13 protein-coding genes are annotated in these 23,502 nt (G+C 56.0%); 7 read left to right on the forward strand and 6 right to left on the reverse strand.

Going from position 1 to position 23,502, the window contains the following annotated elements; all coding sequences use genetic code 11:
• Nucleotide 1 precedes the first annotated feature (1 nt).
• From E8L03_RS03260 to E8L03_RS03280, 5 genes are all read right to left on the reverse strand, one after another.
• Entirely contained in the window at nucleotides 2-706 is a 705-nt protein-coding gene (locus tag E8L03_RS03260) for a GntR family transcriptional regulator (RefSeq protein WP_144307278.1), read from the reverse strand.
• A 69-nt stretch (nucleotides 707-775) separates the two neighbouring features.
• Nucleotides 776-2,086, reverse strand: coding sequence for a nickel pincer cofactor-dependent isomerase, group 22 (locus tag E8L03_RS03265; RefSeq protein WP_171266562.1), 1,311 nt, complete (start codon nucleotides 2,084-2,086; stop codon nucleotides 776-778).
• Nucleotides 2,083-3,615, reverse strand: coding sequence for a tripartite tricarboxylate transporter permease (locus tag E8L03_RS03270; protein WP_171266563.1), 1,533 nt, complete (start codon nucleotides 3,613-3,615; stop codon nucleotides 2,083-2,085). The genes E8L03_RS03265 and E8L03_RS03270 overlap by 4 nt, the downstream gene beginning before the upstream one ends.
• 4 nt (nucleotides 3,616-3,619) lie before the next feature.
• Nucleotides 3,620-4,048 carry a tripartite tricarboxylate transporter TctB family protein gene (locus E8L03_RS03275; RefSeq protein ID WP_144307281.1) on the reverse strand — a complete coding sequence of 143 codons (429 nt, stop codon included), beginning with the start codon at nucleotides 4,046-4,048 and terminating at the stop codon, nucleotides 3,620-3,622.
• A 166-nt stretch (nucleotides 4,049-4,214) separates the two neighbouring features.
• A complete protein-coding gene (locus E8L03_RS03280; protein ID WP_144307282.1) occupies nucleotides 4,215-5,171 on the reverse strand; it encodes a tripartite tricarboxylate transporter substrate binding protein in 957 nt (318 codons plus the stop codon).
• Between the two features lie 759 nt (nucleotides 5,172-5,930).
• Between E8L03_RS03280 and E8L03_RS03285 the strand changes: the two genes are divergently transcribed.
• The 7 genes from E8L03_RS03285 (at nucleotide 5,931) to E8L03_RS03315 (ending at nucleotide 22,853) form a co-directional block, all read left to right on the forward strand.
• Nucleotides 5,931-6,161: a site-specific integrase gene (locus E8L03_RS03285; RefSeq protein ID WP_244963645.1), complete on the forward strand. Its 231-nt coding sequence runs from the start codon at nucleotides 5,931-5,933 to the stop codon at nucleotides 6,159-6,161.
• 1,447 nt (nucleotides 6,162-7,608) lie between these two features.
• Entirely contained in the window at nucleotides 7,609-9,828 is a 2,220-nt protein-coding gene (locus E8L03_RS03290) for a peptidase domain-containing ABC transporter (RefSeq protein WP_171266564.1), read from the forward strand.
• Nucleotides 9,828-10,631: a radical SAM protein gene (locus E8L03_RS03295; RefSeq protein WP_171266565.1), complete on the forward strand. Its 804-nt coding sequence runs from the start codon at nucleotides 9,828-9,830 to the stop codon at nucleotides 10,629-10,631. Before E8L03_RS03290 ends, E8L03_RS03295 begins: the two co-directional genes overlap by 1 nt.
• Before the next feature lie 794 nt (nucleotides 10,632-11,425).
• Nucleotides 11,426-12,373 carry a hypothetical protein gene (locus E8L03_RS03300; RefSeq protein ID WP_171266566.1) on the forward strand — a complete coding sequence of 316 codons (948 nt, stop codon included), beginning with the start codon at nucleotides 11,426-11,428 and terminating at the stop codon, nucleotides 12,371-12,373.
• Between the two features lie 2 nt (nucleotides 12,374-12,375).
• Complete coding sequence (locus tag E8L03_RS03305; protein WP_171266567.1) at nucleotides 12,376-20,283, forward strand: VCBS domain-containing protein; 7,908 nt, start codon at nucleotides 12,376-12,378, stop codon at nucleotides 20,281-20,283.
• Nucleotides 20,284-20,304: 21 nt separating this feature from the next.
• Entirely contained in the window at nucleotides 20,305-21,486 is a 1,182-nt protein-coding gene (locus tag E8L03_RS03310; protein ID WP_171266568.1) for a glycosyltransferase, read from the forward strand.
• A 146-nt stretch (nucleotides 21,487-21,632) separates the two neighbouring features.
• A complete protein-coding gene (locus E8L03_RS03315) occupies nucleotides 21,633-22,853 on the forward strand; it encodes an HlyD family type I secretion periplasmic adaptor subunit (protein ID WP_244963646.1) in 1,221 nt (406 codons plus the stop codon).
• Between the two features lie 57 nt (nucleotides 22,854-22,910).
• On the opposite strand, the gene E8L03_RS03320 is transcribed toward E8L03_RS03315, so the two are convergent.
• A complete protein-coding gene (locus E8L03_RS03320; RefSeq protein ID WP_244963647.1) occupies nucleotides 22,911-23,375 on the reverse strand; it encodes an N-6 DNA methylase in 465 nt (154 codons plus the stop codon).
• Nucleotides 23,376-23,502 lie beyond the last annotated feature (127 nt).

Consider the following 23,502-nt stretch of genomic DNA (forward strand, 5'->3'; position numbering starts at 1 on the left):
ATTACGTTGAGGGATGTGATTTAGCGGGAAACTCATGCAAGTTGTTTCCGCGATACAAGTTCGAGATGCCCAAGCCCCTTGTCAGGGCGTTTTTCAAGTGAAGTTCCATGTAAGCGGCCGCGGTATCTTTGTCTTGGTCAAGCAACGCTTTGATGACTTTCATATGTTCGTCCAAGGCCTGATAAAGTTGTTCGGCGCGAAAGTGTTGCCGGAGCCGGGCCAGGCGAATTTTATCCGCGTTTATGTTGTACACGGACTCGATGGTTTCATTCCCCATGGCTTGGATGAGTTGCTTGTGGAGCATCCAGTCCACAGACAGGACCTCCTTGATCCGCTCGAATCCCAGGGGTTCGACCAGGATGGACTGCAACCGGAGGACCAGCTCCTCGTTCTCGCGCAACTGTTCCGATATGCTCGACAGAGGGATGGTTTTGATCGCGGCGCACTCCAGGATGATTCGAAGCTCAAAGGCCTCATTGAGCATTTGAGGTGATGGTTCCAGTATTTGGACGCCTCGTTGAGCAATGATTCTCACCAAGCCGGCGGAAGCCAGTCTCTGCACCGCTTCCCGCATGGGAGCCAGCGGCACATCCAACATCTCCGACAGTTCCCGCTGGGAAAGAAATTGTCCGGGTTCCAGAGTGTGGGCGAACAATTTTTCTTTAAACCGTCGGAAAGCAACTTCTCGTAATAACTCCTTGCTCATTGCGTCTCACCTTGTCGCGGTATCGTTTTTCGCGGGTAACTTACCGTTGTAACAAACCTTACGGAAAGATCAGAAAACGTCGGCAAGGTCACCCTTCTCAGTAAGGGGAAGTGGAGCGGCAGGCTCCATCTCCGTGATGAAGCCGCGCTCAATCAACTCCTGAGCCAGAGGCTCGGAAACAAGAAAGCGGTCGAGGGCCAGAGTGGACCGGATTACTGCCATGCGCACCGGCTCGCCTTCGCGCCTCCAGCAGGTTGCCAGAGCCGCTTGTATGGCTTCCCGCTCCGTGGGTAACGCCAGAGGAAGTTTGCCTTTTTCGACAAAGGTGGACGTCATGGCGTTGGTGTATAATGTCGTCAAGTCCAAGGACTCGACCAGCGCTTTGGTCGTGAAGTCGGCTAAGCCCAGCCCCATGGCGTTCCCATGCGATTCGGGGGTTAACCGCAGAACGGCCAGCTTGGTCACGAAAGGGGTTGCCGGGTTGGCCAGCCCCCGGATGTCCGTTCTCCCGGTCACCGCGTAATCCATCCCGATGCCCGAAATATTTTTCCCCATCCAGGTTACTACCAGCACATCCAACTGGTTGAACGGCAGCAGGGCGAGGTGGTTTTTGGCTTGTTTGAGCAAGCGCTCCTCCACCATGAAAAAGTCCTCCGGCTCGATGCCGTCGATGCTGGCAAGCTGTTTGTTCCGGTTTTCCACCAGGGCCAGCCCATAGGCCACTGGTGCATTTTTCAAGGCGATTGCGGCCAATTCCGGCAGCACTTCAGCCAAGCCGCGGACTCCCAGTCGGTGAACGTTGCGCGCCCCTTCAGCTTTGCCAAGGCCCACGGCCAACATCTTGATCAGGCCGCTTTCCACGGGGCGTTCAAAGCTGGTGTGGGATTTGACGCGGTTGATGAGCAGAATGGCATCGGCCTTGGCGGCGGCGGCGTCGAAATGGGAGCGGATGCCCTGGCTCGTCACACCGTAATCAACCGTTTCCATTGTGGCGCGTATCGGTGCGCCAACAGTGGCTTGACTTACACCCAAGGCTTCCAGAACCCCGGCCTGGCCTTCCGCGGTGGCTCCACCGTGGCTGCCCATGGCTGGCACTATGAACGGCTTGAACCCTCGTTGCTTCAGCCAGTTCACTGCGGCGGCAACGGTTTCCGTCAATCCCGCTATGCCCCGGCTGCCCACGGTCACGGCGACGGAGGCGCCCTCAGGAAGGGAGGCGAGCCGGCAGGAACGCCCCAGAGCCGTTACTGTCGCTTCCGCGGCCGAATCAACCGGTTGCCCTTCATCTTTCTCTGGCATTCTCACCATATGCAATGGCGGTATGTCCGTCTCGCGAACCCAGGAGGGAATGCCGACACTCGGAACAATCAGCTTACTCATGCCGCGGTCTCCTCTTCCCAGGTCGATGCGGACATCTCCCGGTGATGCTTGCGATGTCGCCAGATTGAAAACAGTATGGAAAGCACGGACAGGATCAACAGGCTCAGGGATATAGGTCGAGTAACAAGATCCCAGGCGTTCCCGTACGAGCTGTACATCTTCCTGAAGTTGATCTCCACGATGGGCCCGAGCACAAGCCCCAGGACGAACGGCGGCAGGGGGTATCGCCAGCGGTCGAAAATGTATCCGACAACTCCGAAGGCGCACATTACGCCGACGTCGAACACGCGGTTGTTGAGGGAGTAGGTTCCCACCGCCGCGAGCACGAACAGTACGGGCATGAGTATCTGCGTCGGGACCGAAGCGACCTTTGCCAGCATTCTGGAAGCGCAGAGCATGATGACCATCATGCACAGGCTGCCGAAGAAAACCGAAAAGTACGTGGAATAAATAACTTCCGGATTATTCATGAAAAGTTGGGGGCCGGGTTGCAGACCGTGGATCATCAGTCCGCCCAAAAGAATGGCGGTCACCGGGTCACCGGGAATACCAAGCGTGAGCATGATAATCAGGGCGCCGCCGATTGTGGCGTTGTTGGCGCTCTCGGCCGCAATGACGCCTTCCACAGAGCCCTTGCCGAATTGATCCGGTGTCTTGGACGAACTTTTTGCCTGGGCGTATGAGATCAAGCCGGCTGGTCCGCCTCCCATGGCCGGAATCACTCCCACCACGGTTCCGATAATGCTTGAGCGGACGTAGTTGATCAAGTTGTGACGGATGTCGGCAAGAGAAGGAAAAATCCGGTCAATGGGGGCTGTTGTGGTGATTTGCAACTTTTTTGTGCGGCTCACCTCGTGCATGATTTGGGAGATGGCGAACAGTCCGATCAGGGCGGGGAGAAGGCGGATTCCACCCGTCATTTGAGTGAAGCCGAAATCAAATCGGGGGAGGCCATCTGCTTCTGATATGCCGATGGTCGCGACAAGCATGCCCAATACAGCGGAAAGCAAGCCCCTGGACACGGTATTCCCGGTCAAGGCTGCAACAGCGGTCAACCCGAAGATGCCGACGGCCACGTACTCTGCGAAGTAAAACTTCAGGGCGAACGTTGCGAGAAGGGGAGCGGAGAATACCAGGATGATAGCGCTGATCGTGGTTCCGAAGAACGAAGCCACCACTGCGTTGCCGATGGCCCGGCCGGCCTGTCCCTTTTGCGCCATGGGAAACCCGTCGATGACGGTGGCCACGGAGGACGGCGTACCCGGCATTCGAATCAGGATTGCTGTCAGGCATCCGCCGGAAATGCCCCCCACGAAGACCGCCACGAGCAGACTCATGCCGATTTGGGGAGGCATCGTGAAGGTGAAGGGGATCATCAGGGCCACTCCCATGGCCGCGGTCAACCCGGGGATCATGCCAAGGACTAGCCCACCCAAGACCCCGCAGAAAATCAGCAAAAGGGTCCAAGGTTCAACTATCGTAACGAGCGCCTGGGAAATGGCGCCCCAATCGAAGCTCAAACCATTCATGGCATTAGCCCCCCAAGAGACCTGAAGGCAGGATCAGTTTCAGGCCCAGAACGAACAGCCCATAAATGGCCAGGGTGCCCACCACCGCAGTGATTCCCGATTCCAGCAGGCGCCACGGCCAATCCCTTCGACTGATCCAATAGGAGAAGACCCAAATGAATATCGGCGTCAGGATCAGAAAACCGACCGGTTTGAGAAGAAGAACATAGGCAAAGCCTCCTGCGGCCGCCAAGAAGGCCTTCTTGGCCAGCGGCTCCGCTTGCTTGCCTGGTTCAAGATTGCCCTTGGCGATCAGATAAATCGCCAAACCGGCCAGAATCAGCAACAGCAGGCGTGGCCAGAAGGCCATGCTTAACAGTTCCCACTCGGTTTTCCTGAAGGTGAACGTGTCGGCGAAGAGGACTCCGCAGAGGACGAGCACCGCGATACCCATGTAACGATCCGTGTTTCTCACAGAATATCCCTCCACAAGCCGGATCGACCGAGACGGACGGCCGATCCGGCGATATCCGTCACATGCTCCACAGACCGCTTGGTTCCCAAGGCGCTTGCCGTATTACTAGCCATGGGCCACGCGATCTCGCTCCGGAGCTTCTGCCTCAATAGCCCAGTCGTTTTCCTGTTTGCAGGATCTTCGCACGAACGTCGGTCAGCGCTTCCGCAAAGCGGTCCGAGTCGCCGTACTCGACTATAAGGCTCACCTCCGCAGCCCGCTTCTGGAACTCGGGATTTTCCGTCACCCTTTTAAGGGCTTGGGAAATCACGTTCGCACGGTCTTCAGGGGTTCCTTTGGGGGCCAGAAGGCCTTGGGTGAACGGAGCGACTACGTCAACACCTTGCTCCCTGGCTGTGGGGATGTCGGGTGCAAATGGTTGGCGTTCGGGGGAGAGCACCGCCAGTACCTGCAGTTGCCCAGCCTTCGCCATAGGCAGCACACCGGGTGTCGGTTCGACGATGGCGTCCACATGACCGCCGAGTACGGCCGTCTTTTTTTCAGCGCCGCCGCCGGCGTTGATCAAGTTCAGATCCGCGTCCATGCCATCCGCCACCATGGCCGCCACAAACTGGCTGAGGGTGCCTCGACCCATGCCCAGCGTCACCTTTCCGGGGCGCGCCTTGGCATCGGCCTGATAATCTTTGAGTGTTTTGTATTTACCGTCGCCCTTGGCTGCTACGGTAAGGTAGACGTTGCCAACCATGGCGATGGGCTGGAAATCATTCTGAGTAAAGTTGGCCGATTTAATGGCTTCCAGGAGTGCCATTGCCGGGCTGTAGCAGGTCAGGGTGTAGCCGTCCGGCTTCTCATCCTTGGCTTGGGACCAGCCCAGGGCGCCGCCTGCTCCGTTTATATTGATGATGACTACAGGCTGCCCAAGTTCCTTTTCCAGGAACTGGCTGGTAATCCTGGTAAGGGTGTCGGACGTGCCGCCCGGCGAATAGGGCACGATGATTTTGATCGGTCTTTCCGGATACTCCGCAAACCCCAGGCCAGGCCCGACAATTGTCAGGCCGGCGACAAACAGCATGAACACAGTTGCCTGCAGTAATGCTCTCACGTGAGTCTCCTTTTGTTTGTGTTGTGTATCGATGCCCTGATCCGGTGCACGGTGCGGCCGGGGTATACCTCCCGATCGGCGTCCGTGCGCATCGTGAACAAAAATGACTTTCGTGCGTCGGTCGCGGCGTTCGTAAGTCTGCGCCTGCGTGGGATTGTTTGCTGTACATGCCCTATGCGTACTTCGGGGATACGATATTCGGAGCCAGACTGAGAGGCTTTGAACCAATGAGAGCGCGGGACTGTGTCGCGTCGCTTCCGGAACGCGGTCGTATGCGCGGCTGTTTTTCGTGTGCGATACAGGAGGAGGGCAACCCACAGACAACTCTGTGATGGCGTTGGGATTAGGCCGCCAGGGAATGCAGGCATCTTATCCTCCGGAGCGTCAAGGCTGCCCGCCGATCCCGAGTTTCTTTCTGCTTGGCGTCTCGTCTCTTCCATGCGCGTCCCGAAGATCGTTTCTTTGCAAGGCCAATGGGCATAGGTCTGCATTCAAATAATATTTAACTAACATTTTAGTTTGATGTCAGCTGTGTGTCAATGGGCATTCGTGGAATTTGTTTGTTTGAACCTCGCAACGAAAACCGCCCTGTAAGGAAAGGAAGATGATGCCCCGCGCCGACGGAAGGGGGCAGTACTCCCTTACCTGGGCCGTGCCGAAAGTCGGGAGGAACAGATGGCCTGGCGGGATGAAAACATGCCCCACATTTCGATCATCTTTCATGAATCTACGGGAAAGCTGCGCTAGAACTGCACTGTGATGGCGCGGATCAAGAAGAAAGCGGGCCTTCCGAATAAGTTCCGTATCTTCCACGGGCTACGGCATCACTACGCAGTCACTCTGGCCAACTCTGGCGAGTTCTCCCTCGATATGATCGGCCAATTCCTCACCCACAAGAGCTCGGCGATGACAAAGCACTGCGCCCAGTTTCTCCAAGAGACCATGAAGCAGGCAAGCGAACGGGCAGCCGAGTTGATCGGCAAGAAGTAAAAGTCGTTCGGTTCTTTTCCTCGAATCTGCAAATCCCAGATACACGGGCGTGCCTCCTAAGGAGAACGCAACAGACAGTATATCTTCCGATTTATTAAGGTGTTTGAGGCATGAGGTGGGAGATACCTAGAGCGCGCCTGACAAGGCGCTCCCGGATGCGCATTTGAAAATAAAAACGAATTAATTCCGTAAAAAATGACTTTCCGAGTTTTGTATTTGTTTGTAAAGTGCTGTAATAAATAATTAAAATAGTTTGTTTCATGCCTCTATTATTTCAACTCGATAGAAAAATTGCTTGTGGTTTTTATCTGAATTACAGCTCCGGTCAATCCATATGTCTAAATCAATAACATATTGTTGATGTTGTACTAAATGTATTCTGTTCTTGTGGTTTTAATGCACTCGGGATGACTGGTTTAACTAGTCATACTATCGTGTTGTATGTTGATCGAGATGAATTTTTCTGAGTAAGAATGGAAGAAAGGTATACGGTATTTATTTATAGGACGAAGTGATCCAATGGAGACACACTGAATTATTATCAAAACTGAATACAAGTGATGCTGCTGCATGTCTGGGGTCGCTACCGGGAACATTAGCTGTATGGCGATGCCAGGGGCGTGGTCCAGCGTACCATAAACTTGGATGTCGAGTAATGTACGATATTGAAGAGCTTGAAGCATTTGCATCAGGAAAGCATCATATATACAACTGACTGTTGCCAAATGATGGCTAGGGAATGCCTCCTCGTATTAGTGTGCAGCTGTCATCTCAAGACGAGATAATATTTTACGATTGATGTCAACAAAGTGAGGACAAGCATTGCATCTGTTGCTAAAGAAATGCTTAGCAAGTCTTTGCATGCTGATCATTTTTTGAAGCAGTTCCAAAAGCAGTTTGAGCATTTTAGCAGTCACGTAATTGTAGTTGATAAATTGTTGAACCTTATTTTTATGAACGTTTATCAGGGTCAAACTGAATTTGAGGTGTTGCTCAAGGAAATTTATAATAGGGATCCTGATAGTTCCATGTCAAAGTGAATTTAACGTCTAATATTGCCAGTGCTTGTTTTGGCACGGGTTCCCATGCGTGACGCCGTGGCTGGACGCATCAACGTCGTGGCTGCGGCCCTGCCTCACGAAAATGACCCGCCTTCTGTTCTGCCTCGGGCTTTATGGTATTTCTGTCGTGGCAATTATAAAGTGTAAGATGGCTTAGCCTTCCGTTTCGTCTCCCATAATGATTCGGCTATACTCGATATTGACATAGTCAATTCACATCAGTACTTGGGTGGCTGTGCTTGACCAATTTCCGGGCAGGCCAGCTGGGAGTACTGCTGTCTGCAACGCAATTTGCAGAACAATCTACGATTGTACACGCGTCCTGGTGAAATGATGTCCTGGTACGCGTGACCCATTAAATTTGCTGAAAATCGAGGGCGGAGACCATGGAGTCTCAGGTACACGAGCGCGAGGTAGCCACGATTCGCGCCGAGGATTTTTTTTGGCTTCTTGGCAGCCTTTGCCAGCTCCACCGCATCCCTTTTGATGCGTCCCTTTCGGCGCAGTCGTACCCGCCGCCGTTTACCCTGGACACGCTGCACGAGGCTGCCGGTGATCTCGGCCTGAAGATTGGCCCGTGCCAGCTGGCCGGGCTCGATTGGCGCTCCGTGCCGCTCCCGATCATTGCCTTTCTGCGCACAGACATAGAGCAGAGCCAAACAGATGAGGCGCAAAGTAATGATGCGGCGGATGAGCAAGGCGATGATGCGACAGAAGAGCGCCCGGAGAGCGCTGTGCCCATGCTCATCCTCAAGAACGATGGGCAGCAAATCCTCGGGTTCCGAGCCGGCTCGCAGACGCCGGAGACTATTCCAATCGAAGAAGCCGCGGATCGATTCCAGCCCCAGCTCATTTTCGTTGCCCGCGAGACCAAGGACGCGAGCCAGGACGACATTGACGCCGAGCCCGAGATCAAGGAGCAAAAGTTTGGGTTCCGCTGGTTCATTCCGGAAATTCTGAAGTACAAGTCCATCTGGCGGGATGTTTTGCTCGCCAGCTTGGCTATCCAGCTCGTCGGCCTGGCAACCCCGTTGTTCACGCAGGTCATTATCGACAAGGTCATTGCCCACCATACGAACAGCACCCTGGTGGTCATCGGCATTGCGATGATCATGTTCATGATCTTCACCGCGGTCATGACCTGGATGCGGCAGTACCTGGTGCTGCACACGGGCAACCGCGTCGACGCCATCCTCGGCGGCAAGGTGTTCCGGCATCTAATGCGGCTGCCGCTGCCGTACTTCGAGAGCCGCCCCACCGGCGTGCTCACGGCCAGGATTCGCGGGGTGGAAACAATCCGGGAGTTCGTCTCCGGCGCCGCCGTCACGCTCATTCTCGACCTGCCGTTCCTCTTCATCTATCTGGCGGTCATGTTCATCTATAGTCAGCAGCTCGCGTTCATCGCCATCGGGCTGCTCGGGTTGATCGCCGTCATCAGCCTGATTGTCGCCCCCATATTCCGGGAGAAGATCAACAAGCAGTTCCTGCTCGGCGCCAAGAACCAAGCTTATCTCACGGAGTACATCTCCGGCATGTCCACGGTGAAGTCCCTGCAGATGGAGCCGGACGTGGAGAAGAAATACAGCGACATCCTGGCGCAATATCTGGCCTCCGGCTTTTCGACCAAGCAGGTGGGCAACACGTACAACGTGATCGCCAACGGCCTGGAGCAGACGATGACCCTCTCCATCCTCATCGTCGGCGCGCTCCTGGTCATGAAAAACGAAGGCTTCACCGTGGGCATGCTGGTCGCCTTCCAGATGTTCGCCAGCAGGATGAGCCAGCCGCTGCTGCGTCTCGTGGGGCTCTGGCAGCAGTTCCAGCAGGCCAACATCGCCGTGCTACGGTTGGGGGACATCCTCAACATGCCGCAGGAGCCCCACGCCCTGACGCCCAGCCGAGAGCGTTCCCCGCAAAGCAAGCTCTCCATCCACGATCTTTCCTTCCGCTACTCCGAGAACCACCCCTGGCTGTTCCGCAACCTCAACATCAACTTCAAGACCGGCAGCCTCACGGTCATCATGGGCCCGTCGGGCTGCGGCAAGTCCACCCTGGCCAAGCTCATGCTGGGCTTCTATCTGCCGGTGGAAGGGCACATCGCCCTGGATGGCAAGGACATCCGCCACCTCTCTGTGAACGAGCTGCGCCAGACCTTCGGCGTGGTTCCGCAAGAGACCGTGCTCTTCTCCGGCACGCTCTACGACAATCTGATAATGGCCCATCCCCACGCCGGGTTCGAGGAGGTCATCGCGGCCTGCAAGGCGGCGGAGATACACGACGTCATCGAGGGCCTTCCCCAGGGCTACCAGACCGAGATAGGCGAGCGGGGCACCGGCCTCTCGGGCGGGCAGAAGCAGCGCATCGCCATTGCCCGCGCCCTGCTGAAGCGGCCCAGAATCCTGATCTTCGACGAGGCCGTGTCCAACCTCGACGGCCAGACGGCCGAGCAGTTCGCCAAGACCATCAACCGCCTCAAGGGGCATGTGACCATGCTCTTCATCACCCACCAGGTGCCGCGAGGGTTGGAGGTGGATGAGGTGGTCCAGTTCGGCGCGCGGCGGCCCGCGCCGGAAGGCGGCGGTCAACAGGCCGCACCGGGTGCGTGATGAGCACGCCTTCGCCCCTGCGTTTCATCCAGATCGAGGTCAGCACGGTCTGCAACTTCCGCTGCTTCTACTGCATCGGCCGGACCTGGACGCCCAGGCACATGGACATGGCGCTGTTCCAGTCAATTCTCCATGGCCTCCAGCCCGGCGCGCGCACCGTCTCGCTCCAGGGGGAAGGGGAGCCCCTTGCGCATCCACAATTCTGGACAATGGCCGGGCTGGTGAAAGAGGCTGGCCTGACGCCATACACCATCACCAACGGCAGCCTGGTCGATCCCGCGCGTATGGCCGGGCTGTTCCCGATAATCGGATTCTCCCTGGATACAGTGGACCCGGACTTTGCCGAGCGCATCGGCCGGCGCGATCTCCCCAATGTCCTCAGCCGCCTGGAAGCGCTCTGCGACGCCATGGGGCCGGAGCGGATCATCATCCACACCGTGCACTTCGGACAGGATCTCGCCGCGCTCAAGCAGTACCTGCAGCGTCGCGGGCTTGTCCGGCACGTGGTGCAGCCGCTGCAGGGTAAGAGCGACTACAGAGCCCGCTACCCCAAGTGGCAGCCCAAAGCCGCCGCGCCCGAACGGTCAGGACCATGCCGCCACCTAGCTCGACCATTCATGCGTTTCTACGATGTGGAGGGCAGGGACTACCCGTGCTGCTACATCAAGAGCAGCGCGCACTACCGCTCGGACAGCGAGCTTTTGGATGAGCTCGAGGCACGGCGCATTCCCCAAGCCTGCACCGGCTGCCGGGCGATCGGCAGCGGCGTCCAAGACGCGTCCTCCTCGCTGACCGCGGACTGAGCGGCGGCGCTCCTCTCTTTGCTTGTACATCTTTGCTGCGCAACGGTGCAGCACATGCGCACTACGTGATGGGTGCAGCACATGGTGCTGCCTGCGGTATTTGCAAATTAAATGGCTACGGCAGAAAATCGTGTAATATATAAATCACGGTGGAGCGGCGGGACTTCGAAAAAAATTTGGCAACAGCGTACAGATTACATCGGTGAATGAAAACCATTATCCGATAATAATATACTGTAATAATGGACTATACAAAAATTTAGAATTTCAGACTATTTCGATCTAAAATATAGGATGTACGTCGCTGATCCACCGGTATTCGAATTAGTTGTAATTGCGTGGCTGGTTATGGAAATACAATATAAACTTTTCTCTTGATGCAATCGTAAGTGTTGGTTAAGAGGTACGTAAGCTGTGTAGTTATTGGGCAAAGTGACAAATGTGTGTCAGTCGCTGTGTGGATTTGCCCAGGGCTGCCGGCCGCAGCACGAAAGCGAAAAGACGGAGTCGAAGTAGAAAGCAGGTTCGAATTCGTTTCCCAGCCTCGCTGATCCCTCCTCCGACAAGGTTCGCCAAGTAGTTGATTGGTGCCCACGCTGGCATGTTGGGCGCGCTGGATGTCGTGCGTTCACCATAAGCGCATGGGGCAATCAGACCGCCAAGGTAGGGCGGCAACAGGATGATCCAAGGGCGAATACCGCCAAGGGAACGAGATGCTCGCGATAGGGCACAGACAGATATCGAGGAAATGGCGCAGGAAGACTGCTGACCGCAGACCCGCATCGGAGAATTGTATGAGAAAGACCGCATCGACGCATTGGTGGATTCTGGCCGCCGCCTGTTGCTGCATGCTGCTGTGTGCAACACCGTCCAGCGCTGCTGAAAGCGACGCAATAAATGCAACGCCAAAGATCGACAATGTCGGCTTTATGAAAAATCCACCCAAAGAGCTCGTGGATCGCTTTCCCATGTGCGATGCGTTTTTGAACGTGGAGTGGATTGATAAGGAAAAGAAGATTGGAATTAGCCATTATAGTTTATATAATGAGAAAGGAGAAAAGGTTGTTCAGAGTATTGATGCATTAATCCATTTGGATCCACAATTCCCTCGCTATGATTATTCGACTACGGAATACTACCCTGGAAGCAGCATTGATTCTCCTAAGCAACCTTTCAATAAAAAAAATCTACATAATCTCCGCTCGCTTATTAAGAATGGTAAAGTAGATCGGACGAACATTGATCTCAGAATAAAAGGCAATTCAAGAGGGATTGAGTTCGCTCGTCTTCCATACGAAAGCTATTCATTGGCGAACCATCAGCGAAATATCTGCGTACCATACCCTGGAAATCATCGCATGTGGTTGGCAGAAAATAAATATATCAGTAAAATATACAGTAATGACAAACTTAAAAAAATCAGAAAAACTCTTGAAAGCGCCCATCTGATGTCCAATAAAATTTCGATATTGGAAGGGTTTGATTGTTTTTTGTCAGTTGATTTAAACTTTGACGGTAAACAAGATTACTACGCATGCAATTCATTATTATATTCGGTGGGAGATGACTATTACGAATTAATCAGAGGTTCGCATGCTGAGTATGGAAAATTAAAATTTCCGCCATTTTGCAGGAAATGTGAAATTAATGCATTTTCTGATTGTTATCTCACGACAGATGGGGAGCAATTTTTCCTTAACAATCAATGCAATCTGACAGAATCCACTAAGGGAGATGAATGACCATGGCCCCAATAAATTGGAAAAAGACAGTAGACCAGCTTACCCAAAAGAAGAGCGATCTTACGAAAGAGGCTATAGCTGATAAGGGATGGCGTGGCTTTTTTCATGCCTTGGGTACGATCGAGTCAAGCGGCAGATATTACATTAGTAATGATGCTGGCTATACGGGTATGTATCAAGTAGGTCAAAAAAATGCAACATACTATAATTATTTCGACAAAGATAGTGTGGGGAATGGTTTTTTGGGTGCATCGACTGTAAAAGATATCGGAAAAGATCCAATTGCACAGGAACTTTACGCAATAATAGCTTTTTCCGGGGTGCCAAAATTTGGGAATAAGCCATATATTGATATGTATAGTGCAGTCAAAAGTGAGGCGAATGGGCGTGCATCCAATACAAATTTTAATTTATCTGATTTGATAGGTAAAACTTTCAATATAACATATACACAGTCTGGTGGAGTGGTTGGTACGCATGATTTGGTAACATTTTCCGAGGCTGGTATTGCTGCAGCTACACATCTTATCGGCTTTGGATCAATGGCAGATGCTTTGATTGCAGTTTGGAACGAATATTCGAGTGCCAAAAATGATCCAACTAAAATCGTAGTAGATCCTGCTGGGAAGACTTCGTACAATATCACATTAAATGATAATGGACACTTGGCGGATGGCAATCAGATTGCTTTTTCAAATTATATTGAATTGTTGGATGGGTATAGTATTTCTACATTAATTTCTGCGCAGAATAATATAACAAGTTTTTCACAATTGGTACAGCAGCTTATTGCTTACAGAAAGGATAAAATCTTAGAGTACTTAAGCATGGATAAATATGTTACCGACTTAGGTGAAATTGTCCGTGCGACTACTGTAATGGATTTGACTGATAGTAAATTTGATGTGTTAGCTAAAACCATTTATAGAGAACTGGGTTTGCCAATGCAATATTATAACAATAATTATGGAAAAATAATATTAAGCGGTGACTTGAACACCATATCCAGCAACGAATCGGATCTTATTATTGGGTTTGGAGAGAAGGATCAAATTTTTATCTCTGGTGATGGTGATGATGTTCTGATTGGAGGCAATGGCAATGATATGTTACAAGGCTATGAGGGTAAGGACACCTATGTATATGATAAAGGTGACGGTGTTGATAAAATTCTCGATGCGAGTTTAGGCAATAAAATAGTCGTTAATGGCCTCCAGATTCAAAGTGCAGATGCTGTTAAGAACGTAGCCCATAAATGGATTGATAGCACTGGTCAATATATATTTTCGTTTGATAAGAGTGCTGAAACTCTAACGATAAACGGCGCAGCATTCAATTCGAACGAAGGCATTACTTTGTATGCCATTAAAAATGCCGCCGATGTTAAGGATCGCTTTGGCATTGAACTCGGAACTTCATCCAACCAAGCAGCTTTTACTGGTCAAAGCTCCACCCCCTTTGATGCCTCTGATTCTGATGACATCGCCTCCTCCACCAACGAGTACAACTCCGCGTCCATCAATTTGGCGCTCAAGGATAGCCTCAAGGAAGGCGATGTCCTCAAGATAATCGCTTCCGCAGACGGCGAGATCGACCTGAGCAACGTCTTTGTCGTTACAGGCGACGAGACGCACAGCTTCTCCGGCGGCGAGGTCGTGCTGGATGGTTCGTCCGGCAAGGACTTCTTCTCCCTGGCCTTTCTGACCAATCAGGACCTTGCCGAGAACTCCAACGTGACCTTCACTGCCGTCATCGAGACCACGGACGAGAACGGCGCGCCCATCACCATCGAGAGCAACCAGTTCAGCCTCGACGTCCTGGACGTGAACGGCTCTGATGGCAGTGCTACTCAGAATGTCCAGCTCGGCAGCGATGACGACACATACATCATGCCATCCGACGCCACCGGCCGCATGCACATCGATGGCGGCGCTGGTCGGGATTATCTCGTTGTCCGCGACGGAAACGACATCCTGGAGGGCGGCTCCGGCGGCGACGGCCTGATCGGTGACGCTGGCAACGACGTGTTGTATGGCGGCTCCTCCGGCAGTACTGAGGTGCTCATCGTTAACGGCAACAGTCAGGCCGCGACGGGAGAGCTGGGCGATTGGATTGACGGCGGCGACGGCAATGATTCGATGTTTTCCGGAGCCGATGATGACATTCTGTTCGGCGGCGACGGCCATGACCTCATTGTTGCAGGCGGCGGCGACGACTGGATCATGGGTGATCTGGACACCTTCAGTTTTAACGGTCGGTGGCAGGATTGGCATTTTGAGGAAGAGACCGTTACCGGGCCCAATGGGGAAACGTCTACCCAGCGGAACCTGATGAATATCAGTCTGGAGAGCACCGACGGAGTCGGCGACGATGTGCTGTACGCCGGCGCGGGCAATGATATGGCCGCGGGCGAAGCCGGGAATGACGCGATCTATCTGGGCAGCGGCGACGACAGAGGGTTGGGCGGTACAGGTTCCGACATCATTCTTGGCGAGGACGGCGACGACGTACTCAGAGGCGACGGTACTCTTGCATATAACTCCGGCAGCCTGCCAGATGATGATTCTCTCCATGGTGATGATTTTCTGGACGGCGGCGCTGGCGATGACTCGCTCTATGGTGAAGGCGGCAACGACGTTCTGTATGGCGGGGCCGGCGACGACTACATGCAGGGTGACTCGCTCGATCAGACCACGGCCGGCCGCGATTACCTGGATGGCGAAGACGGCAACGACACCATGTTCGGAGCCCAGGGCGACGATACACTCTATGGCGGCGCCGGTAATGACAGACTGGGAGGGGACGCCAACGATCTCTCTGCTGATCTCCACGGCTCCGACTACCTGAACGGCGAAGAGGGCGACGACATTCTGCTCGGCCACGGCGGCGATGATACCCTGTACGGCGGCGTCGGCAATGACGATCTGTACGGCGATGGGGATGAGGTCGCTGTGAGCGCCCATGGCAACGACACCCTCAACGGCGGCGAGGGCGACGACTATCTCTACGGCGGCGGCGCAGACGACTATCTGTTCGGCGGTACCGGAAACGACAATATGTACGGCGATGGCGGCATCGCTACCGAGAGCGGTTTCGGTGATGACTTCCTGGACGGCGGGGACGGCAATGACGGCCTTGTCGGTGGCGGTGGCGACGACATCCTGTACGGCGGCGCAGGCAACGACATACTCAAAGGCGACGACCCGAACGCCTTTACCGAGCTGGCCGGCAACGACTACCTCGACGGCGGCATGGGCTACGATTACCTCGCCGGCGGCGCTGGCGACGACACGATTTTTGGCGGCGATGGTTACGACGACTTGTACGCCGGCGCCGGCAACGACTATCTGGACGGCGGTGCTGGCAACGACTACCTCTTTGCCGACGGTGGCGACAACACCCTGGTAGGCGGCAGCGGCGACGACCAATATGTTGTCACTGCGGATGCAGGCGTTACGCATATTGCGGACAGTGAAGGAACGTATGACAGGCTTCGGATTGAAGGCGCGACCTTTGCTTCCGTGCGCCTCGGTCTGGGATCGCTGCTGATCACCACCGAGGATGGGCGCGAGATCCACCTGGACGACTTCGACCCGGATGATCCGTACGGCAGCAAGACCATCGAGTTCTTCGAGTTCGAGGACGGCACCTACAGCTATGAGGATCTCGTGGCCAAGGGGCTGGACTTCACCGGCACCCAGGAAGACGACATCATCTATGGTACGGCCCTGGACGATCGCATCGTGGCGCTGGAAGGCGATGACGAGCTGTATGGTCTGGCCGGCAACGATACGTTGGACGGCGGCGCCGGAGACGACATCATGGTTGGCGGCGAGGGCGACGACACCTACGTGTTCGACTCCGAAGGCGACACGATCGTGGAGGAGGCCGATGCCGGCCGCGACCTGGTGCAGTCCAGCCTGGACCATGCCATTGAGGAGAACGTCGAGGATCTCACGCTGACCGGAACCGCCGTGATCGGCACCGGCAACGAGCTGGACAACGCCATCACCGGCAATGCCGAGGACAACACGCTGACCGGTCTGGCTGGAAATGACGACCTGGACGGCGGCGCTGGCATCGACGTTATGATCGGCGGTACGGGCGACGATACGTACCACGTGGACAACGCAGCCGATACGGTGACCGAAGTGGCCGGCGAGGGACACGACACCGTCGTCTCCTCCATCACCTGGACGCTGACCGATACTTTCGAGGATCTCACCCTGATCGGTGTGGAACATATCGATGGCACGGGTAATGCGCAGGACAATATCCTTCTAGGCAACGAGGGCGACAACACGCTCACAGGATATGCCGGCGATGATCATCTGGACGGCGGCTGGGGCAAGGACATTCTGATCGGCGGCGCAGGCAACGACTCCTATGTTGTTGATGACAGAGATGATCAGATAACCGAGCTGGCCTCCGGGGGCATCGATTCCGTTACCTCCGACGTGGATTGGACCCTTTCCGACAATGTTGAGAACCTGACGCTTCTTGGGAATACGAGCGGTGAGTGGCCGGACGCGCTGAATGGCACCGGCAACGCCGAAGACAACATCATAATAGGCAACGCTGGCTATAACCACCTGGAAGGTCTAGACGGTGATGACACGCTGGATGGCCGCGCCGGCGGCGATGAGATGTACGGCGGCGATGGTGACGATATTATCTACGGCGGTGATGACGCCTCGTATGCCGGCGGCTATGGCGGCCAGAGACTCTATGACAATAGCGATGTTATCTACGGCGGCGACGGCAATGATACCATAGACGGCGGCTCGGGCAGTGACGGACTGTTCGGCGATGCAGGCGACGACGTTATCTACGGCGGCGACGACGGCATGCTGATTACGGACAGCATGAGCGGCTATGGCGGCGACTACCTGTCGAACGACGACTACATCGAAGGCGGCGCGGGCAACGATATTCTGGACGGCGGCTCCGGCAACGATGAGCTGTACGGCGGAACCGGCGCGGACGAACTGTACGGCGGCGATGACGGGCCGCTGAACGCGAGGAATGATGACTACCTGGATGGCGGCGAGGGGATCGATATCATGCGCGGCGGGACCGGCGATGACACCTACATCGTCGACGGCGAGATGGAGCTGATACCCCCGAATCCGCCGGAGCCCGGTTGCGATATCGGCACTGGCGATGATGATCCGGAGCCGACCTATCGCGCCGAGTGGGATACGGTGATCGAGTACGCCGGTGAGGGGTATGACACCATCTACAGCTCGGTCAGCATGGTGCTGCCGGACAACGTCGAAGAGATCCGCTTCATGGGCGAGGCGGACATCGATGTGGTAGGCAACTCCGACGACAACTACATCGCCGGCAATATCGGCAACAACATCATCAACGGCGGCGGTGGCGCCGACCATATGGCCGGCGGCGCAGGCGATGACACGTACTACGTGGACAACGAAGACGATGTGGTCGCGGAAAGCGCGAACCAGGGCACGGACACTGTCAAAGCGTACATCGACGGCTACCGTCTCGGTAACAACGTCGAGAACCTCGATCTGACCAATGGTGTGCAGAACGGCTACGGCAACGCGCTCGACAATCGTATCCGCGGCAACTCGGTCGATAACGTGCTGTACGGCGAGGCCGGCAACGACAGGATCGCCGGCGCCGGCGGCAATGACCAGCTTTTCGGCGGTGATGGCGACGATATCTACTTCTTTGGTCCGGGTGGCGGCCAGGATGTCGTGTACGACTGGGTCGGCAATGACAAGGTTGTTCTGACCGGTGGCCTGCTGCCGGATGATATCTCGCTGACCCGTGATGGTTCGGATCTGGTCATTGGCATCAAGGGCAGCGATGAGACGCTGACACTGGACGGCTGGCTGACGGGTGACAACTCGGTGCATACGCTGAAGTTCTGCGGCGGGACGTCGTATACGGATGAAGAGATCGACCATTACGCGAGCGATGAGCCCTTCCTGGCGGTCAATGACCATAACGCTGTCCAGGAAGATGTGCTGACCAGCGTCACAGGCAACGTATTGGCGAATGACGACGATGCGGACGGTTACGCTACGGCGATTCCCGGCGTGTACGTGGGCGTGTACGGGACGCTGATCCTGGCTGCGGACGGCGCATATACCTACACACTCAACAATGATGCTGACTCTGTACAGGCGCTGGCGGAAGGGCAGACCGTTGCCGACGTCTTCTCGTACGACATCGTGAACAACAACCCCTTTGAGCCGAGCACATCCACAGCCTCGCTGATCATCGATGTTGCCGGCTCGAACGACGCGCCCGAGGCGACGCCGGACGGGCTCACCGTTACCGAAGATTCGGCGCAGGGCGCTGCCGGAAACGTGCTCGCCAATGACCACGACTTTGATACAGGCGCCATACTGACTGTGACCAACCCCGGTACACTGGCCGGGCTCTACGGCACACTCACACTCGACGCCAATGGCGGTTATCACTACGCACTGAATAACGATTTTGCCGAGGTGCAGGCCCTAGCGCAGGGCGAAACACGAAGCGAGGTTTTCTCGTACACCGTGTCTGATGGCATAGCCGAGCAGAGCGAATCGCTGATCATCTCCATTGTCGGCGCCAATGACGCTCCGACGACTGTGACGGATACCGCCGCGGTGCAGGAAGATGGGGTGCTGACCGCTACTGGCAACGTGCTGGCCAACGACGCGGATGTTGATAACGGTACGGTGCTCTCGGTCGCGAGCCCCGGCGCGCTGGACGGTGTGTACGGTCAGCTGACGCTGGGGGAAGACGGCGCATACACCTACACGCTGGACAACGATTCGCAGGCTGTGCAGGCGCTGGGCGTTGGCGAGACCGCACAGGAGCACTTCTCTTACGCCACGACGGACGGCATTGCGGCCACAGCCGGTGAGTTGACGGTTACCGTGGAGGGCCAGAACGATATTCCGGTTCTGGATGCGCCCATCGCAGACCAGACTGTGCAGACCAATACCGATGTCAGCTGGCAGATCCCGGCGGGTACGTTCTCCGACATCGACCAGAACGATACGTTGACCTACTCGGCCACACGTGCGGACGGCTCCGCCCTGCCGGAGTGGTTGCAGTTCGATTCGGAGACGCAAACCTTCTCCGGCCACGTTCCTACCGATGCAGAAGGAAGCGTGGACATCAAAGTCTTTGCTTCCGATGGGCACGGTGACGACTCCTACGCCTCCGACGTCTTCAGCATCGCCGTTGAACAAGGAGACGACGGCGGATGCGACCACGGTGGCCACCACGGCGGCGGCTGTGGCGATCATGGCGGACATCACGGTGGTAGGTGCGGAGATCATGGAGGCGGTCACCATGGTGGTGGCTGCGGCAGCCACGATGACGGCTGGGGCTGGTTCCCCGGTTGTGGCTGGGGCGGCGATTGGGGTGGTTACTCCGGCGGAGGCTGGGGTGGTTGTGGCGATCATCAAGGCGGTTGGACCGGAGGATGGAGTGGAAGCCATGGTGGTTATGGCGGAGGCTGTGGCCACTCTGATCCTTGGTATGGAGGTTGGGGAGGAGGCAATAACTCTTCTTGCGGCAACCATGGTCAGCAGGGATGGTCTGCTCACGACCGGAAAGGTGGATACCCGGCAGCGAAGGATTTTGGTAAGTATTGCGAAGAGTTCGACAAACAGCACGATGGCGATAAAAGCGGATCAAACAGCTTCTTCGCCCGCTGGAAAGCCATGGAACGCGCGCTGGCCGAATGTGAAGCGCCGTATTCCGATAGCTGGTCCGACGTCCACAAAGGCGCCGACATCGATTGCCTGAACCAGGCCGGCAATGGCTGCATGGGCTCCAAGTATGCCTGGCGGGACGACAAATTCTCCCTGGCCGCCGGCTGTGGCGCTGATCTGCAGCGGTTCAACGGATTGTCCGAAGGCGTAGCAAAGCTCGGCTAATGCTGCCGGAGGGCGTTAATCGTGAAGCGCCTGTTGATTGGCTGGGAGCTGGGCGGCAACCACGGCCATCTGACGACCTGTCTGCACGTGACCAATGCGCTGCGTGCGAGCTATGACGTTGTTTTTGCTGTGCGTGATGTTCGCGGCGCCTCCGAGATTCTTGGGGACGCCGCGTTTTCCTATGTGCAGGCGCCGGTTCCGATGTTTCGGAAGTCACGTGCGAGACCGGCGGCGAACTACTCGGAGATGCTGCTCGGCGAGGGCTATGCGGATTTCGATCTGCTACGTGGACTCGTGCACGCCTGGCTCACCTTGCTGAAGCGGCTCGAAATAGACCTGGTCCTTGTCGACCATGCCCCGACGGCGCTTCTGGCGTGCACAATTGCGGATATCCCGGCCATCAACATCGGCAATGGATTTGCGACGCCGCCGTCAGTCTTCCCCATGCCGTGCATGCGGACATGGGAAGACATCCCGGAAGAGCGTTTGAAGCGGGCCGATGCAGCGGTGAACGAGCAAATTTCCAAGGTCGCCCGCAGTTTTTCATACACCAGTGACCTGGCGCTGGCTGAGCTGTTCGGCGGCGAAAACCTGCTCACCTGTTTGCCGGAGCTGGACCATTATCCACAGCGCTCGGGCGGCACGTATGTCGGGGCCATATTCTCTCAGCCGCGAACCCAACGCGTCGATTGGCAAGGCACAGGAGAAGGGCGCGTTCTCGCCTACCTGCGGCCTGGCGTGCCGGGTTTTCTGAACGCCATGACTGTTCTGCGGGAGTGCAGGGCCGAGGTGGTTGCCCGCATACCGGGAATCACCAGGGCCCAGGCCAGAAAGCTGGCCGGACCTCGATTGAGGATTGTCCTCTCGCCGACCGATTTCAACCATCTGTTGCAGGATGCGAACGTCATGGTGAGCTACGGCAGCAGCGGCGTCGTGACCGAGTCCCTACTACGTGGCGTGCCACAGCTGATCCTGGCCAAGGTTGTTGAGCAGCACATGTTGGCGTTGCGCGTGGCCGAGTGGGGCGGCGTCGCTGCCAGAGAAGACAGAAGCGCCGAGCGGTTGAGTGCAGACTTGTCAGCCCTGCTGAACGACCAGGAATGTAGACGATCTGTCCAGGATTTTGCACAGCGGAATCAAGAATATTCTCCTGAAAACGCAGTTGAAAAGATAGCTAGCACAGTCAAGGCGATACTTTCATGAAAGCGGAAAAGCTCTTCGCCAGCGATGCCGATCCCATGGATTTCTTTCCACCGATCCTGCGCCTCACCGATCGGCCTCCCAATCCGTTGGGACGAACTATCCTCTGGGTTCTGCTTGGTTTGATAATATTTTTGATTCTTTGGGGAATGCTCGGACATTTGGACATCGTGGCGGTAGCCGAAGGCAAGCTCATCCCGGAATCGTATCTCAAGATCGTCCAACCCTCCGAGGCTGGCATTCTCAAGGAGATTCTGGTCAAGGAAGGGGAGAAGGTGCAGGCCGGGCAGATTCTCATGCGGATGGACCCCTATATCGGCGATGCCGAGGCGAAAGCCATCAGGCTCGAGCTCCAGCGCAAGCGGCTCAACCTGCGGCGCATCGAAGCGGAGCTGGCCGGCGAGGAGTTCATTATCAATCCGGAAGACCCGCAACGCATCGCCAAGGACGTGCATTCCCAGTTTCGCGCGAACCGGGCGGCGCTCAACGCCACCCTGGCGGAAGAGCAGACACGTCTGGCCAAGGCCCGTCAGGAGCTGGCAGCAGCAGAGCAGGTGCGCGCCAAGCTCGATGCGACACTGCCGTATTACCATGAGCAGGATGCGGCATATCAAAAGCTGGCCAAGGATAACTATGTTTCGCCCATTGCCGCGTCGGACAAGCATCGCGAAGTGATCGAGAAGGAGCAGGAGCTCAAGACGCAGCTTTATTTGATCGCCTCGGCCAATGCCAGTGTGGCGCAGTCCGAAAAACGATTGGCCCAGCTCGAGTCCGATTATCGGAAGAAGTTGAATGCGGAGCGGGACGAGTTGGAAGGACAGCTGGACAAGCTGACCCAGGAGCTGGCCAAGCAAACCCACAAGCAGGGGCTGCTGGAGCTCAAGGCGCCGCAGGACAGCGTGGTCAAGGATCTCGCGACCCATACTGAAGGCACTGTCGTGCAGCCGGGCACCGTGCTCCTGACCCTGGTGCCACAGGACGAGCCGCTGCGGGCTGAGGTCTGGGTTTCAAATGATGACATCGGCTTTGTCCGAAAAGGGCAGCCGGTCAAGCTGAAGTTCGCCGCCTTTCCCTTCCAGAAGTACGGCATGGCGGAAGGAACCGTGCTCCGCGTGAGCGCAGACGCTGCCGATGAGAGCACCAACGGCAACGGCGCCGCCGGTACGGATCAGCAGCCGACAGGCAAGCCGTTGGTTTACAAGGCGCTTGTGGCCTTGGAGACCAAACGCCTCGTCCAGGACGGGATCTCGTACGAGCTGACGGCCGGCATGCAGACAAATGCCGAGATCATGCTCGGCTCACGCACCGTGGCCGAGTATCTCCTCTCGCCTATCCAAAAGGCGTGGCACGAGGCGGGCCGGGAGCGGTAGCGCCCGAATAGAAAAGTACATTCGGTCCCGCGAAGGGGCTATTCTGCGGATTTCTAATCATTCCTCGCCAAGCCGCTCAATCGTCTTCCTGATCGCATCGCTTTCCAGACGCAGTTCTCTCTCGACATCTCGGCGTTGTTCGAGCAGGCCGGCGATGATGCGGTTTGGGTTCTTGCCACTAGGAACAAGAACCGACGGGCGGAGTTCGTAACCCATGTTCTTCAAGTCGTCCCACAACACTGGTTGTGCGAAGCCATCGATAGCCGTTCTGTTCTTGTAGGCATCGACGATCGAGGCGCCGAGATCCGCATTGAAAACATCGTCGACCTTTGCCGTGTTTGATGGAGGACCTTCCGCGTAGATGCACAGCACATTGTCGTGGATTGGGGCAGGGCGGAGAATAACGATGGCGAACCCGATGGCGACTTTTTTGAAGATTTTCAGCGGCAGGGCGATAACCGCATCGAGCTGGCCGGAGCGAGCAACCTCCTCACGCCAAGGGCGGCCGAGTCGATTGTTCATTCCTAATATCTTCCTTTCCATGATCATAACAGCCCGGCCCCGATTGGGATTCAAGCGTATATACAGGTCCGGGAGGACCGACGTACATAAGGGCCACGCATCCGTCGGCCTGGGGGGCTGGTACGAC

The sequence above is a fragment of the Oceanidesulfovibrio marinus genome, assembly GCF_013085545.1.
GTDB classification, from domain to species: domain Bacteria; phylum Desulfobacterota; class Desulfovibrionia; order Desulfovibrionales; family Desulfovibrionaceae; genus Oceanidesulfovibrio; species Oceanidesulfovibrio marinus.